At 45.2% G+C, this 16178-nt stretch carries 12 protein-coding genes; 3 read left to right on the top strand and 9 right to left on the bottom strand.

Annotated elements, in window-relative coordinates; genetic code table 11:
- Nucleotides 1–85: 85 nt before the first annotated feature.
- Together KI742_RS16660 and KI742_RS16655 are read right to left on the bottom strand one after the other, a co-directional pair.
- Nucleotides 86–1354 (bottom strand): O-acetylhomoserine aminocarboxypropyltransferase/cysteine synthase family protein, encoded by a 1269-nt coding sequence (locus KI742_RS16660; RefSeq protein WP_285385698.1) that lies wholly within the window; start codon nucleotides 1352–1354, stop codon nucleotides 86–88.
- A 117-nt stretch (nucleotides 1355–1471) separates the two neighbouring features.
- Nucleotides 1472–2383, bottom strand: a complete 912-nt coding sequence (locus KI742_RS16655; protein ID WP_017635708.1) for a LysR substrate-binding domain-containing protein — start codon at nucleotides 2381–2383, stop codon at nucleotides 1472–1474.
- A 106-nt stretch (nucleotides 2384–2489) separates the two neighbouring features.
- Between KI742_RS16655 and KI742_RS16650 the strand changes: the two genes are divergently transcribed.
- Entirely contained in the window at nucleotides 2490–3746 is a 1257-nt protein-coding gene (locus KI742_RS16650; protein WP_005383728.1) for a D-amino acid dehydrogenase, read from the top strand.
- Nucleotides 3747–4053: 307 nt separating this feature from the next.
- Nucleotides 4054–5601: a sodium:alanine symporter family protein gene (locus KI742_RS16645; RefSeq protein ID WP_203345928.1), complete on the top strand. Its 1548-nt coding sequence runs from the start codon at nucleotides 4054–4056 to the stop codon at nucleotides 5599–5601.
- Nucleotides 5602–5701: 100 nt separating this feature from the next.
- On the opposite strand, the gene KI742_RS16640 is transcribed toward KI742_RS16645, so the two are convergent.
- The 5 genes from KI742_RS16640 to guaB form a co-directional block, all read right to left on the bottom strand.
- Nucleotides 5702–6292: a GPR1/FUN34/YaaH family transporter gene (locus KI742_RS16640; protein WP_005381682.1), complete on the bottom strand. Its 591-nt coding sequence runs from the start codon at nucleotides 6290–6292 to the stop codon at nucleotides 5702–5704.
- Nucleotides 6293–6474: 182 nt separating this feature from the next.
- Nucleotides 6475–8157: a chitinase gene (locus tag KI742_RS16635; RefSeq protein ID WP_005381683.1), complete on the bottom strand. Its 1683-nt coding sequence runs from the start codon at nucleotides 8155–8157 to the stop codon at nucleotides 6475–6477.
- 212 nt (nucleotides 8158–8369) lie between these two features.
- Nucleotides 8370–9893, bottom strand: coding sequence for a Na+/H+ antiporter NhaC family protein (locus KI742_RS16630; protein WP_213903820.1), 1524 nt, complete (start codon nucleotides 9891–9893; stop codon nucleotides 8370–8372).
- A 165-nt stretch (nucleotides 9894–10058) separates the two neighbouring features.
- Nucleotides 10059–11612: a glutamine-hydrolyzing GMP synthase gene (gene guaA, locus KI742_RS16625; protein WP_005381685.1), complete on the bottom strand. Its 1554-nt coding sequence runs from the start codon at nucleotides 11610–11612 to the stop codon at nucleotides 10059–10061.
- 99 nt (nucleotides 11613–11711) lie between these two features.
- Nucleotides 11712–13178, bottom strand: coding sequence for an IMP dehydrogenase (gene guaB / locus KI742_RS16620; protein ID WP_042521181.1), 1467 nt, complete (start codon nucleotides 13176–13178; stop codon nucleotides 11712–11714).
- Nucleotides 13179–13409: 231 nt separating this feature from the next.
- On the opposite strand from guaB, the gene xseA reads away from it, so the two are divergent.
- Nucleotides 13410–14741, top strand: coding sequence for an exodeoxyribonuclease VII large subunit (xseA, locus tag KI742_RS16615; RefSeq protein WP_085569930.1), 1332 nt, complete (start codon nucleotides 13410–13412; stop codon nucleotides 14739–14741).
- 13 nt (nucleotides 14742–14754) lie between these two features.
- On the opposite strand, the gene KI742_RS16610 is transcribed toward xseA, so the two are convergent.
- Complete coding sequence (locus KI742_RS16610; RefSeq protein WP_005381691.1) at nucleotides 14755–14979, bottom strand: zinc ribbon domain-containing protein; 225 nt, start codon at nucleotides 14977–14979, stop codon at nucleotides 14755–14757.
- Between the two features lie 309 nt (nucleotides 14980–15288).
- Nucleotides 15289–16164 carry an alanyl-tRNA editing protein gene (locus KI742_RS16605; protein WP_285385702.1) on the bottom strand — a complete coding sequence of 292 codons (876 nt, stop codon included), beginning with the start codon at nucleotides 16162–16164 and terminating at the stop codon, nucleotides 15289–15291.
- Nucleotides 16165–16178 lie beyond the last annotated feature (14 nt).

Raw genomic sequence — 16178 nt, 5'->3', positions numbered from 1 at the left:
TTGATATTTAAACAATAAAAAAAATAAAGGCCAGCTTTTTTAAAGGCTGGCCTATGGGTAACCAAAAGCTAAAAAAAGAATCGTTTTACGCGTTTAGTGCCTGTTCTAAATCGGCTAGGATATCGTCAATATGCTCAATACCCACAGATAAACGAATCATCTCTGGTGACACACCAGCTTGTTTTTGTTCTGCTTCGCTCAACTGACGATGAGTCGTCGATGCTGGATGACAAGCCAATGATTTTGCATCGCCAATGTTCACCAAACGCTTAAAGATTTTCAGAGCGTCATAAAAGCGCACTCCGGCTTCATAACCATCTTTTAAACCAAACGACAAAATCGCAGAAGGCTTACCTTTCATGTATTTTTCGGCGAGATGGAAGTGTTCAGAACTTGGCAATCCGGCATAACTTACCCAACTGACGTTGTCATTCTGTTCCAAGAATTCAGCCACTTTGAGTGTGTTCTCGGTATGGCGCTCCATACGCAGCGGTAACGTTTCTAGCCCTTGCATAAGCATAAATGCATTCATCGGTGATAATGCGGCTCCGGTATTACGCAGTGGTACGGTACGCGCACGCCCGATAAATGCCGCCTCACCAAACGCTTCGGTATACACCACGCCGTGGTAAGAAGGTTCTGGTTGGTTGAAAACAGGAAAGCGGTCTTTGTGCTGCGCCCAAGGGAATTTACCTGAATCCACAATCACGCCACCTAATGTGGTGCCATGCCCACCAACGTATTTAGTGAGAGAGTGAACTACGATATCCGCACCAAATTCGATGGGTTTGCAAAGCACTGGCGTCGCAACGGTGTTATCCACAATCACAGGTACGCCTTGTGCATGAGCAAGCTCCGCCACACGTTCTAAATCGATGATATTGCCCGCAGGGTTACCAATGCTCTCGCAGTACACCGCTTTGGTATTTTCATCAATTAATTCGGCCAAACTTTCTGGCTTGTCATCTTTAGCAAACTTCACCTGAATACCTTGATTTGGGAGCATGTGCGCAAACAAGGTATAAGTACCGCCATAAAGTTGCGGCGTAGAAACGATGTTATCGCCCGCTTGCGCTAAGGTCAGAATTGCATAGTTAATCGCTGCGCTCCCCGCACTCACGACCAATCCAGCAATGCCGCCTTCTAACGCCGCCATGCGTTTTTCCAGAACATCGTTAGTCGGATTCATGATGCGAGTGTAGATATTCCCCTGCACTTCCAAGTTAAACAGATCAGCGCCGTGCTGCGCGTTGTCAAACTCGTACGCGACTGTTTGATAAATCGGCGTCGCGACAGATTTAGTGGTAGGGTCAGTTTCGTAACCAAAATGGATGGATAGCGTTTCGTCTTTCATGTTCTTCCCTGTCTTTCATCACTCAAATAGCGGCAAGCAAAGCACTTACCTTGCTTAAAACTTATATTGCACAATTTTTCAACAAATAACGTAGGGATGAATCACAGAGATAAAACGCTAATTCAACTGTCCAAGTAACCAGTGACGAAACGTTTCTGTCGCATTCGTACGTGTGTTCATGATCAAGTAATACCCTGCATTGGCAGGAATCGGTTTGAATGGAGAAACCAAACGCTCTGTCGTCAATTCATCCTCAATCAGTGCCATTCGTGCCATCGCAATCCCAACGCCTGCTTCGGCTGCAGACATCGCCATATCCGTTCGATTAAAAAAGTGTCCGATATCGGTTTTAAAATCCAACCCCATCGCTGACGCCCAATATAGCCACTCATAGTCACGCGTCGCTTTTTCCCATGGCATCGCATCGTGTAGTAGCGTCGCCTCTTGCCATTGCTTCACTGGCATTGAGTTTTTTTGCTCACCAAACAACGTTTTTAGCCAGCCATGATCCTCAAGGTATTTTGGACTCATCACCGGTAGCAGATGCTCATCCAAAATCAGCTCCGCGTTAGCATTTCTATAAGGATGAAGACCATAGTCAATTGCGACGTCATAGTCTTTTATCTCACTATTTACCAGCGCACCTTCCGCAAAGATTTGTACTTGGATATCCGGATTATCATGATGGAAGCTTTCGAGCTTTGGGACTAACCATTTGAAAGCAAAAGAAGGCGTCAACTTCAAACGAATTTCATTGGTTTGCTTTTCTACTTTGAGCTCATCAAGCAATTTGCTCAGTTCCGAAAAGTGAAACTGCGTCGCTTGGTGTAACTGAGTGCCTTTTACGGTTAAACGAATACCGCGAGAGTGGCGTTCAAATAAAGTAAAACCTAATAACGCCTCCAAATGAATAATTTGTTGGCTTATGGCACCAGTGGTGAGGTGTAAATGTCTTGCAGCACCAGTAAAGCTGTTGTACTCCGCGACTTGGCTAAATAAACACAAACCACTTATCAGATTACTTTTCATCCTTGAGCCTATAATTTTTCTAAACGCTGTGTGTAATTTATATCGATTGTTAACAAAAGGTAAAGAAAAGAAACTGAGCACTCTGATAAATGTGTGGAGTGCATCAATGGAAGTCATCGTATTAGGCAGCGGCGTTATCGGCTTAACCTCTGCTTGGTATTTATCTCAAGCAGGCTATCAAGTTACCGTCATTGACCGCCAAGCAAGCAGTGCCATGGAAACGAGCTTCGCCAATGCCGGGCAGATCTCATATGGCTATTCTTCGCCTTGGGCTGCGCCTGGTGTTCCTGTTAAAGCCATTAAGTGGTTAATGGAGGAGCATGCTCCACTTAAAATCAAACCCACTCTGAATGCCGACATGATCCGCTGGGCAAGTAAAATGGTCGCGAACTGCACCCTACCTCGCTATCAAGTTAACAAGGCTCGCATGCTTTCGATCGCCAACCACAGCCGTATTTGCTTAGAACAGTTACGCCAAGAACACGCCATTGAGTATCAAGGACGTCAGTTTGGGACCTTGCAAGTATTCCGAACACATCAACAGCTGCAAGCCATTGAAAAGGACATGCAGCTCCTTGAACAAAGCGGAACCCGATTTAAGCTAATGGACGTCGAACAATGTATTGAACAAGAGCCAGGGCTTGCACTTGTGAAAGACAAACTGGTTGGTGGCTTGCATCTACCTGATGACGAAACGGGCGATTGCCATCAATTTTGCCAACAACTAACGGAGCTTGCTAAGGCACACGGTGTCCGATTTGAGTTCGATACTGAAGTAAGCAATTGGGTTACAGTAGGCAAAAAGATCATAGGTGTCCAAACGAACCGAGGACAATTTAAAGCAGACCAATATGTGGTGGCCTCTGGCAGCTACTCTACAGCGCTACTCAAGCAACTCGATATTGATATTCCGGTCTACCCTGTCAAAGGCTATTCACTCACCATACCGATGGAAGATGAACACTTCTCACCTCGATCTACTGTAATGGATGAAACCTATAAAGTCGCTATGACTCGATTTGATGACAGAATTCGCGTAGCTGGCACCGCAGAATTAGCAGGGTTTGATGCTTCCCTTCCACAAAAGCGCAAAAACACCATCGAAATGGTCATCCGTGATCTTTTTCCTCGTTGTGGTGACTTCAGCCAAGCTGAGTTTTGGAGCGGCTTTAGGCCAATGACGCCTGATGGCACACCAATTATCGGTGCGACTAAATACGATAACCTTTTTACTAACACCGGACACGGAACTCTGGGCTGGACGATGGCTTGTGGTTCAGGTCAATTGCTAGCAAGCGTAATGAAAGGTGAAAAAGCAAAAGTGATGGATAATGCGGAGCTTAACCTTTGTCGTTACGCCTGAGGACATGACTGAACAAAAAACAGGCAGACACTTACTCCACAAAATGCATAACCACTGGCATTTTTAACTCATCAAAATCGCAGCACATTTAAATGACAATGTGCTGCATAATTAATCATCAGGCAAATCTTCTACCTAAAAGGAGCAAATAAGCAACAAGAACCAAATTTTAACAACTACTCTCCATTCTGTGTTCATCATCACGCTACAAAGGATTTGTAGCTAAAAAAGTTAACAATTGCATTACATAAAGGGTAATGTATTGTGTGAAAAACAACCACAAACACAACTAACAGGGAAAATACTCATGCAGTCATTAGTTGATTTTCTGAATGGAATTATTTGGAGCCCGGTACTGATCTATTTGTGCCTTGGCGCAGGTTTGTTCTATTCAATCATGACGCGTTTTGTACAAATTCGTCACTTCTTTGAGATGTGGCGCTTATTACTTTCAGGGAAGAGTTCAGCAAAAGGGATATCATCATTTCAGGCACTTGCCGTTTCACTATCTGGCCGTGTAGGTACAGGTAACATTGCTGGTGTTGCCGCTGCTATCGGTTTCGGTGGCCCAGGCGCCGTATTCTGGATGTGGGTCGTTGCCTTCTTTGGCGCTGCAACCGCATACGCAGAATCAACACTTGCACAAATTTATAAAGAAGAAGACGAAGGCGAGTTCCGTGGTGGCCCTGCTTACTATATTGAGAAAGCAATGGGACAAAAATGGTACGCTTGGATCTTTGCTATCGCGACCATCTTTGCTTGTGGTGTTCTACTTCCTGGCGTTCAATCGAACAGTATCGGTAACGCAGTAGAAGCCGCATTTGGCTCAGGTGACATGATTGAAACCGCTATTGGTACCTTCAGTTTTGCTAAAATTTTCACTGGTACGGTTGTTTGTGTCATTTTGGCTTTCATCATTTTTGGTGGCGTAAAGCGTATCGCGAACTTTACCCAAGTCGTTGTACCATTTATGGCGTTAGCTTACATCATTACTGCGTTTGTCATCATCCTTCTAAACATTGGTGAGGTTCCGCGCATTTTCGGCATGATCATTGGTGACGCGTTCACACCAATGGCAGGCGTTGGTGCAGCAATCGGCTGGGGTGTAAAACGTGGTGTCTACTCCAACGAAGCAGGTCAAGGTACTGGTCCTCACGCAGCAGCAGCAGCGAGTGTTGATCACCCTGCTCAGCAAGGTCTTGTTCAATCTTTCTCTATTTACATCGATACACTACTTGTGTGTTCAGCAACCGCGTTCATGATTCTTATCACTGGCGCGTACAACGTAAATGGTGCGATTGAAGGTACATTCCTGGTTCAAAACCTACCAGCGGATATTGGTGCAAATGGTCCTGTGTTTACACAGATGGCGATCGAAAGCGCACTACCTGGCGTGGGTAAACCATTCATCGCAATCGCTCTATTCTTCTTCGCGTTTACGACCATTCTGGCTTACTACTACATTGCAGAAACGAACATTGCTTACATTCGTCGTACGTTCAAAGTAAATGGACTGATGTTTATTCTGAAAGTCATCATTATTTCATCCGTGTTCTACGGAACCGTGAAAACCGCCAACTTAGCATGGGCGATGGGTGATGTAGGCGTAGGACTGATGGCGTGGCTAAACATCATCGGTATTTTGATCATCTTCTTTATGTCGAAGCCTGCACTCAAAGCACTGAACGACTACGAAGAGCAACAAAAACGTGGTGTGACCGATTTTACATTTAACCCTGTTGCACTGGGCATTAAAGGCGCAGATTACTGGGAAGATAAGTACCGACGTAAAACGGGTAAAGCACCAACGGCAGACAGCAATAGCGCAGAAACTGTTGAGCAACCATCAACATAGCGTTATCACATAAATAAGAAAAAGCAGTGGTCCGATTGAGGACATAAAAAAGGGGGATTAACCAATGGTTAATCCCCCTTTCTTCATTATGAGTAACAGCTTAGGCGATAACCGCTTCAACTTTACGAGCGATTTTTGCTTTACCTACAGGTAACACTTCACGACCAAATTCGTTGTTCAGTACTTGTGCCATTGCGAAGTAAATTGCACTTGCGCCACAGAAGATACCCTCGAAGCCAGCGATAGCACCGATCACTTCGCTACCAGTGAAATCACGAGCAGCAAGCAAGAAGAATAGGATAGTTAGAGAGCCAAATACCACTTGCTTCGCTGTTGGGTAACATAGAGAACCAATGAACATGAAACCAGTGAAGATGCCCCAAAGCGCTAGGTACCAACCCATAAAGCTTGCAGGGCTTGCAGGAAGACCCATGTGAGGCATTACGATTAGACCAACCAATGTTAGCCAAAATAGACCGTAAGAAGTAAACGCAGTTGTGCCGAACGTATCACCGCGTTTAAAGCACATGATGCCAACGATTACTTGGCTAAGGCCACCGTAAAAGATGCCCATCGCTAGGATCATAGAGTCAATTGGGAAAAATCCTGCATTATGAATATTGAGCAGAATAGTGGTCATACCGAAACCCATTAGACCTAGCGGTGCTGGGTTAGCCAGTTTTGTCGACATGTACAAATACCTTTTTTCAAAAATGTTGATAAAAAATGCGCGCGAATTTTAATGGGCTGCAGAACAAAAGAGAAAAGCTGTTATTGAAAACTTAGATTCCATAAATAAACCACTACATATATAAAAAAAGACCCTGCAAAAAAGCAGAGTCTTTATAGATGGTTAGGTTGTTTTTTACTCGATCACTGACAAGAAATCTCGTCCCAGAACCAGTTGCTTTGCGTTGGGCTTTCCCACACTCCTGGGCCATTTTTCGCAACAAAACATTTGTTTTGGTACGTCACTTTATCGCCGTTAGCGACTTGCGTTACACCCGGCTCCCACTGAATAAAATTGCCTGTCACTGGTGGTTCTGGCTCGGTTACTGGCGGCTCTGGCTCAGTCACCGGTGGTTCAGGTTCCGTTGTAGGCGGCTCCGTAGGAGTGCCTGAAACCAGCTTCCAAGGGTCTCCTTTCGTTGGCTCATTACCTTGTGACCACCATTTCGCTTCGTAAACAGCACCTTGGTAAGAAACTTGATCACCCGTGTTATATACTTTGCCAGAATCCCAAGCTGCCACACCACCTACAGGCGGATCGACCGGATCCACTGGGTCTAACTTGTCAACTACACGAACTTCTGGCCAACCCGCATGAGATTGGTAGAAGTTAGTTACACATTTCTCATAGTCACCCGCAACTAGCGCAGAGTAAGCCGTTTGGAAACCAACAAGTTCACATTCAAAAGAGTGGCCTCCCGGACGATCTGAGTAGTATTTCCAGTTCCCATCCCAGTTGGTGTACAACACGTCTGTCGCACCATTCAGATTTAAGCTGCCGTAAGGCGTCTGCTGCCAACAGGTATTGGTCTCATCGGCTTCAATTGGAATTTGATAATGAGCGGCAAGTCCTTCCCAATAGCGAATACGGTTAACAGGTTGACCTTTATCTTTGTTTTGCTCTCCACACTCAATACCACCATTGATCACGTTGATGGTGGTACCAAAGCCGTAACCAATGCCAGCATCAAGCTCACGCTGTGAAGGCACCCAAGTACGGTCAATCACATGTAGCATTGCAGGTTTCGGTGCTTGTGGGGTTAGGAAGAACCAGATAGCCGATGCTAAGTTCAGCCACGAATCCGCAACCAAGCCTGGATTTTTCAGCAATACAGATGCATCGCCATCAAACATCACTTCAGAGAACGCGCCATAGTTAAAATGGTAAGAAAGCTGCTTTGCACCACGTCCAAAGTAACCTTGTCCAGACTCACATGGCCAGCGTTTGTTTTGCCAGTCATTTTGACCACAACCTGTTGTGTAACCTTCTTGCCCTTCAGACCATCCCATTTCTCGCACATGAACCAAAGCTTGCTGCCACTCTTCCAACCCTAGCGGATTATCCGATACGTTATCAATCGAAATATGGCCACCGGTTTCTTGTGCAAAGTGAGCAAACGCTGTCACGATCGATTTTTTACAAATTGCATCCGAATCACGACCGTCTGTGTACTCACCACAGAATGCAGGGAACTTACCAATTGCACGTAGGAAACGCGTGTAAGTGTATTCAGGTGCCGCCATTTGAGTCAGGAAGTCCCACTCACTTTCGGGGAATACACGCTCTACACGCTTCACGTTTTCTGGGTTGGTTGTCGCCCCTGGAACAATCGCTTCAACCACTGAGTTCGGGCGTGTCTCTAATGCTTGTGACCAAATGGCATACATAGGATCAGAAGTTTTGCTTTGCTCTACGGCTTGAACGTCACCACGAGCAATAACATAACCATTCGGATTTTGCGGATCGGGCTGAATATTCATACTCGCATTCACTTGTGCTGCTAAGACACAACTCAATGCAAGAGGAAGATGTTTGAGTGCAAACATGTCTAGTCTCCGGATTTCAACAATACAATATACGAGGAATAACTAGACATATAGTGGATCATATATACGAAACACCGAGCCAAGTACGTTGATTCTGCGAGACAAAATGAATAAATAGGTCCTCACACACATTTTGTCACAAGAAAAATGTTACCTTGACTCAAAAGAAAAGCGGAGACCCTGTGAGCCTCCGCTTTGTGATGTTTCTCTCTTTATTGTTCTGCCGAAACCACCTCTAGCTTCGCGGTTGACTTTTGTTTAGACAGCACAAAATAAACCACACACTGAGAAATAATTGCGGCAAGCACAATCACTGGTGAGGCGTTGATTCCAGCTAAAAGAAAACACCCCAATGCGATCATTCCATTGAGTAATGCGTAAGGCAATTGTGTACGGAAGTGCTCATACTGTTCACACCCCGCTCCTGTCGACGACAAAATCGTAGTTTCAGAGATGGGAGAACAGTGATCGCCAAACAAGCCACCAGATAATACCGCACCAATACAAACCAACAGTGGTGCATCAATCGCGACGGCAGTTGGGATCACTAATGGCATCATGATGGCAAACGTCCCCCAAGATGATCCCGTAGCGAACGAGATAATACCGGCCAGTAAAAACGCAACCGCTGGCAATAACCAGTAAGGGAAACCGGCTTGAGCTTGTTCAGCAATGTATGCAGCTGCACCTAATTCTTTCCCAACCGAGCTAAGCGCCCAAGCCAATACCAGAATCACCGCCACTGACATCATGTTTGACATCCCTTTCAGATAAACCTGAATACCATCCGAAAGCTTTCTTACGCCATAAAACGCCATCAGCGCAATTAAAGTGAAGGCCGCGAAGAAATATGCAGAAGAAAGTGCAGCCCTAAACGTTGATCCTGCCACTTTTTGAAATGGAAAACCGTGTGGCACGAGGATGGTACATAGAACCGCCAGCATAACGAGCAAAGGTGCCCATACAAAACTAGATTTTGCATCTTTATGCGTAAACACATTCATGGACTCCTGCACTTTCCCAAAGTCAGAGCCCTGCTCTGCTAGTTGTTCAGCCTTCGCCATCGGTCCGAAATCTAATTTGAAGAAAGAGACAATCGGCACAATCGCGATCGCAAGAAAGGCGTAAAACTGATACGGGATCGCACCAATGAAAGCATCCCAATCACTCATACTGACATTCAGGGCAGTAAACTCTTTTTGAATCAATCCCATGATGTAAACGCCCCATCCGATAAAAGGGATCAAGATTGCCACCGGAGAGGAAGTCGAATCGATAATAAAAGCTAATTTTTGGCGTGATACTTTTAACTTATCAAATAAAGGGCGAAAAACAGGGCCAACAATCAGTGGTGTACCAAGGTCTGAGAAGAAAATAACCACACCACCGAACCATGCGGACAGTTGAGCTTGGCATTTACTCGCAACCCATTGAGTAACCTTTTTAGCAAACGCCACACCACCGCCAGATTTCTCCATCAAGGCAACAAAGCCACCAATAAAGACCAAGAGCAAAATGACGCCCGCATTGTAGCTGTCAGTTAATTGCGGCAGTAGATAGCTTTTCATCAATGCACTAAACGAGTCTAGTGGCCCTTTTTCGACAAATGTCCCTTCGAGCATAGCGACACCACTCACCACACCGGCGAATAAACCAACAACGACATTTCTTGTGGTCAGCGCGAGGAAAAGAGTAATAAGGATGGGAATGAGAGAGGTAACGTCAGCCTGTTCCATAGCAATACCATTTATGATAATCAAACAATTAAAATGAATATATATTTAATTTAACCGCATGTATATATCTCTCACAAAAAAGTTGAGCCACCTCTTCACAAACTTGAAGTACAAAAAAACCAGCCCGAAGGCTGGTTCTTATAAACTCAACTGTCTAGAGGAAAATTATTCCCACTCGATAGTCGCTGGTGGCTTACCTGAAATGTCGTAAACAACACGAGAAATGCCATCAACTTCGTTGATAATACGGTTAGATACCTTACCTAGGAAGTCGTATGGTAGGTGCGCCCAGTGTGCCGTCATAAAGTCGATGGTTTCTACCGCACGTAGAGACACAACCCAATCGTACTTACGGCCATCGCCCATTACACCAACAGAACGTACTGGTAGGAATACCGTGAACGCTTGAGATACTTTGTTGTATAAATCAGCTGCGTGAAGCTCTTCAATAAAGATAGCATCAGCACGGCGTAGCAAGTCACAGTACTCTTTCTTGATTTCACCAAGAACACGAACACCTAGACCAGGACCCGGGAATGGGTGGCGGTAAAGCATGTTGTAAGGCAGGCCTAATTCTAGACCAATCTTACGAACTTCATCTTTGAACAACTCACGTAGTGGCTCAACAAGACCCATTTCCATGTCATCTGGAAGACCGCCCACGTTGTGGTGCGATTTGATCACGTGCGCTTTACCAGTCTTAGATGCAGCTGACTCGATTACATCAGGATAAATCGTACCTTGAGCTAGCCATTTCGCGTTTTTCAGCTTCTTAGACTCTTCATCGAATACATCTACGAATACGTGACCGATAGTCTTACGCTTCTCTTCTGGGTCAGACTTGCCTTCAAGTGCTTTTAGGAAGCGTTCTTCAGCGTCAACTTTGATGATGTTCAAACCAAATTGGTCGCCGAACATATCCATTACTTGTTGACCTTCGTTTAGACGAAGTAGACCGTTATCAACAAATACACACGTTAGCTTGTCGCCGATTGCGCGATGAACCAGCATCGCAACTACCGATGAATCAACACCACCAGATAGACCTAGGATAACTTCGTCGTCACCCACTTGCTCTTTAATGCGAGCAACCGCGTCTTCGATGATAGATTCCGATGTCCATAGACGCTCACAGCCACATACGCCAAGAACAAAGTTCTCAAGCATTTGTAGGCCACCTTTTGTGTGTGTCACTTCTGGGTGGAACTGAACGCCGTAGTATTTCTTCTCTTCATTCGCCATCGCAGCGTAAGGACAAGTGTCTGTCTCACCAACTTTTACGAAATCGGCTGGGATCTCTACTACTTTGTCGCCATGGCTCATCCAAACGTCTTGAGTTGCTTCAAGGTCTTTAAATAGAGCACATTCACCAGAAACTTTAACCTGAGCGTAGCCAAACTCACGTTCGTTAGAGCCCGCCACTTTGCCTCCTAGCTGTTCCGCCATGGTTTGCATGCCGTAACATACGCCAAGCAAAGGAACACCAGAATCAAACACATATTGAGGCGCGCGTGGAGAGTTCTCTTCCGTTACGCTTTCTGGACCGCCAGATAGGATAATGCCATCTGGGTTGAATTCGCGAATATCCGCTTCTTCTACATCCCAGCTCCATAGTTCACAGTAAACGCCGATTTCACGTACGCGGCGTGCTACTAATTGAGTGTACTGAGAACCGAAGTCCAAGATCAGAATACGTTGGTCATGGATATTTTTAGTCATTTTGAGCAGTCTTTTTAAGGCTAAGTGATTAAAACCGAGGCGAGTGTACTCGCCTCTTCTTAATGCTTCAAGGAAAAAGCAAACGTTTCCGTTGGGTAATTAGTTCCCTAGACGGTAGTTCGGCGCTTCCTTAGTAATTTGAACATCGTGTACATGAGACTCTTGCATACCTGCACCAGAGATACGTACAAATTCAGCTTTCGTACGCATATCTTCGATAGTTGCAGAACCAGTTAGACCCATGCTTGAACGTAGACCACCCATTTGTTGGTGTACGATCTCTTTTAGACGGCCTTTGTATGCGATACGACCTTCGATACCTTCTGGTACTAGCTTGTCCGCTGCGTTGTCAGACTGGAAGTAACGGTCAGAAGAACCTTGAGACATAGCACCAAGAGAACCCATGCCGCGGTAAGACTTGTAAGAACGGCCATTGTATAGAATCACTTCACCCGGCGCTTCTTCAGTACCAGCAAACATAGAACCAACCATCACACATGATGCGCCAGCTACGATTGCTTTACAGATATCACCTGAGAAACGGATACCACCGTCAGCAATAACCGGAATACCATAATCATTAGCCACTTCTGCCGCATCTGCGATTGCAGTGATTTGTGGAACTCCTACACCCGTTACAATACGAGTTGTACAGATAGAACCAGGGCCGATACCAACTTTCACTGCGCTTACGCCAGCTTCGATTAGTGCTTTAGCACCAGCACCTGTTGCTACGTTACCACCGATGATGTCTAGATCTGGGTAAGCTGCACGTGTTTCGCGAATGCGGTTTAGAACACCTTCAGAATGTCCGTGTGAAGAGTCGATAAGTAGAACGTCAACGCCTGCTTCAACTAGAGCAGCAACACGCTCTTCGTTACCAGCGCCAGCACCAACGGCTGCGCCAACACGTAGGCGACCACGCTCATCTTTACATGCGTTTGGTTTACGTTCTGCTTTGTGGAAGTCTTTCGCAGTAATCATACCGGTTAGTTGGAACTCATCATTCACAACCAATACTTTCTCTACACGAGCTTCGTGCATTTTCTCTTGCACTTCTTCTCGTGTTGCACCTTCTTTAACTGCTGCCAACTTCTCTTTTGGCGTCATTACTGAAGATACTTTCTTAGAAAGGTCCGTCACAAAACGAACGTCACGACCAGTGATAATACCAACAAGCTCATTGCTCTCAGTGACAACAGGGAAACCTGCAAAACCATGTTTTTCAGTGAGTGCAACAACATCAGCGATGGTCGCGTCAGGGTTTACAGTAACCGCGTCAGTCACCATACCAGCTTCGAACTTCTTAACTTTACGAACTTCGGCTGCCTGCTGCTCAATAGACATGTTCTTGTGGATAAAGCCAATGCCACCCTCTTGCGCTAGCGCAATCGCTAGACGAGCTTCAGTAACAGTGTCCATAGACGCTGAAATCATTGGGATGTTTAGGGTGATGTTCTTAGTTAGCTGAGTGCGAAGATCAGCTGTGTTTGGGAGAACGGTGGAGTGTGCTGGCACAAGTAGTACGTCATCGAATGTCAGCGCTTCTTTGGCAATTCTTAGCATTTGCAATATCTCACAATTAGAGGAGTAAAAAGAACAATCCAATCTCATCGTTTCGCATAATGAGGGTAACCTGTGTTAGCAACAAGCTACATTTGGATTAGATATTGCGGAGGGATTATACGGTTAACGCAATCGCTTGACCACAAATTTTTTAATTTTTTTCTTGCAATTACCCCCTTGCTATGTATTATATTGCCGCTAATTTCCATACTCACGTCTAAGAGATTAGCTGTGCTCTCCAAGACCAATCAAAACATCTTTACTGTTTCTCGTCTCAACGCAGAAGTTCGTTTACTCCTTGAAAACGAAATGGGGATCGTTTGGCTCGTCGGAGAGATATCCAACTTTTCAGCTCCTGTCTCTGGTCACTGGTACCTCACTCTTAAAGACTCTCGCGCTCAAGTTAAATGTGCCATGTTTCGTGGTAACAATCGCCGCGTTACTTTCAAGCCCGCTAACGGTAATCAAGTCCTAGTAAAAGCTCGTCTTTCTCTTTATGAGCCTCGCGGTGACTACCAATTGATCATCGAAAGCATGCAACCGGAAGGTGATGGCCGTCTTCAACAAGAGTTTGAAGAGCTGAAAATGAAGCTTGCAGCAGAAGGGTTGTTCGCGCAAATCAATAAGCAATCTTTGCCTGAGCACCCTAAACGTGTTGGCGTCATCACATCGAAAACTGGTGCCGCGCTTTACGATATCTTAGACGTATTGAAACGTCGTGATCCTTCCCTACCTGTTGTGATTTATCCGACAGTGGTACAAGGTGAGGACGCAGCCATTCAAATTGCACAAGCCATTGGTCGCGCTAACAGCCGTGATGAATGTGATGTGCTAATTGTGGGCCGAGGTGGTGGTTCATTAGAAGACTTATGGTGCTTTAACAACGAGATATTAGCTCGCACGATTGCAGCAAGCCAAATTCCTATTATTAGCGCCGTTGGACATGAAGTTGACGTGACAATAGCTGATTTTGTCGCCGACGTACGCGCGCCTACTCCATCAGCAGCCGCTGAGCTAGTAAGCCGTGATAACAGCCACAAAGATCAAGCTTTAGTTACCCGCCAGCATAAGTTAGCGAGCGCGATGCGTTACTACCTAGCACAACAAAAGCAGCAATCTGCTCAATTAGTGCACCGTCTAGAGAGACAGCACCCAAGCTATCGCTTGCAACGTCAGACGCAACAGTTAGATGAGTTGGACATGCGCTTACAGCGAGCGATGAGTCGTTTTATTGCCTTGCGTCAACAGCGAATCGAGCGTCAACATTATCGGCTGCAATTAAATTCTCCTGTAACACGCCTTGCCGAGCAGAAGTCGAAGCTAGAACGTGTTGAGCAAAAGCTCATGGATGCAATGGATCGCAAATTACTGACTATGCGCCATCAACTCGCGATTGCCGCAGAAAAGTTGGACACCGTCAGCCCACTAGCGACATTGAAACGAGGTTACTCAATTACTCAAACTGAGCAAGGTAAAGTAATTACGCAATCTTCAGATGTAAAGTCAGGAGATGTATTGATTACCTGGTTAGCCGAAGGCGACGTTCGTTCTACCGTTAACTGAATACAAACTCTGGTTAACTGACTTTCTGGAACTCAAATCGGACACGTGATTTTGATTTGAGTTCATTACACACATTACAAAAGTAACTCGCAGCACCGCATGCTTGCAGCTTCTCCAGCTCCGCCTCACAATCAGGGCAAAAACCTACTTTTTTAAAATCCGATTCACACTGTGCACAATGGTATTGTCCTGTCCATTCCAGTTCGACATTGCAAGTCGGGCAAATGTTCTGCTGCATATCCCGTTCCTCTCTCTAAACTAAGCAATTTCGAGTAACGCATGCTACTCAAAATAACGAACAAGTATGTTGATCTTCATCACCGCCCCAACAAGTTTCACGAGGCGTTAACCATACTTGATACGTAGGATCTTATACTGATCGTCTGATATTTACTCCTTGATCAGCGATCACCCCTTAAAAGAATATTTATATAACCACACACCGAAAGCATAAGTTACATATTCTGCATTCCAATTTAAGATAGAATAAAAAACCTTATGTGGATTTAATTAAACGAAAAATCAGAATTTAATAAAAAGATCTTATTCAAAAAGCAGTGTTTACATTGGTGTGCATTTCGATAGTTTGAGCGTCGAGCTCAACGAGTTTAACTTGGATAAAAGCAAACTCATTTAAATGGCTCGCATGCGTTCCACCACAAGGGATTACCGCTAATTGACCTTCCCCTAAATCGCACTTCCAATAGCGAGAATCCGTTAATCTTTCGCCGTGGCATTCCATGGTGATCATCGCATCTCTTTGAAGCCATTCAACCAGTTGGCCATTCACTTTTTCTGCAATCGCCTGGAGGTCATTCAGCATATCTGCACTGTTTAATCCTCTTTTACGAAGTGTTTTACCCAAACGGTACGTATCGAGGCACTTGTCTGGAGTGACATAACTCGTGACTTGCGCATAGCTATTAAAGTCATAATAACCATGTGGGTCTTTGCGGTCTGCGTCTTTTCGCCAATAGTCTTCCGATAGTACTTTATTCAACGCCAAATACGCTAAGTGTCCTGCAGTGTGGCCTCGACTCAAAGCATTTTGATAGTCTTTATCTACCGCTAATGTTACCAAGTCATTAATTGCAAATGATTCCGTACGTGATAAAACATGCACGACGACAAACACCCAACCTTCAGCATCACGCTTTACAGGGATGTCACTACCCACATACAAAGCACCACTCTCCTGCTCCACTGCTCCAACTTGGCAATCTACTACGTCATGCTCAGCCCCATTCACCTTCAACGTTCCTTTGTCTGCAGGGTGATCCGGCCATATGTGACTAACGGGATGGAACGGCGTGACATCTGTAATAACGTAAGTCACTTTTTCCGTAGGTTGAACGAGCTGTATTTGTGCTTCTAATTGCCATGTTTGATGACAAAAACGAGTCTTTGTTGCTGTGATAGTCATTTTTACGATTACTT

Origin of the sequence: Vibrio sp. D417a, from assembly GCF_030248595.1 — a bacterium.
In the GTDB taxonomy this organism is placed as follows: domain Bacteria; phylum Pseudomonadota; class Gammaproteobacteria; order Enterobacterales; family Vibrionaceae; genus Vibrio; species Vibrio alginolyticus.
This window is presented reverse-complemented; position numbering and strand designations above follow the sequence as displayed.

Coding starts and splice junctions, on each gene's coding strand:
- guaB (WP_042521181.1), bottom strand. CDS start 13,178: ATGCTAAGAATTGCCAAAGAAGCGCTGACATTCGATGACGTACTACTT.
- KI742_RS16655 (WP_017635708.1), bottom strand. CDS start 2,383: ATGAAAAGTAATCTGATAAGTGGTTTGTGTTTATTTAGCCAAGTCGCG.
- KI742_RS16605 (WP_285385702.1), bottom strand. CDS start 16,164: ATGACTATCACAGCAACAAAGACTCGTTTTTGTCATCAAACATGGCAA.
- KI742_RS16610 (WP_005381691.1), bottom strand. CDS start 14,979: ATGCAGCAGAACATTTGCCCGACTTGCAATGTCGAACTGGAATGGACA.
- guaA (WP_005381685.1), bottom strand. CDS start 11,612: ATGACTAAAAATATCCATGACCAACGTATTCTGATCTTGGACTTCGGT.
- KI742_RS16650 (WP_005383728.1), top strand. CDS start 2,490: ATGGAAGTCATCGTATTAGGCAGCGGCGTTATCGGCTTAACCTCTGCT.
- KI742_RS16640 (WP_005381682.1), bottom strand. CDS start 6,292: ATGTCGACAAAACTGGCTAACCCAGCACCGCTAGGTCTAATGGGTTTC.
- KI742_RS16645 (WP_203345928.1), top strand. CDS start 4,054: ATGCAGTCATTAGTTGATTTTCTGAATGGAATTATTTGGAGCCCGGTA.
- KI742_RS16630 (WP_213903820.1), bottom strand. CDS start 9,893: ATGGAACAGGCTGACGTTACCTCTCTCATTCCCATCCTTATTACTCTT.
- KI742_RS16660 (WP_285385698.1), bottom strand. CDS start 1,354: ATGAAAGACGAAACGCTATCCATCCATTTTGGTTACGAAACTGACCCT.
- KI742_RS16635 (WP_005381683.1), bottom strand. CDS start 8,157: ATGTTTGCACTCAAACATCTTCCTCTTGCATTGAGTTGTGTCTTAGCA.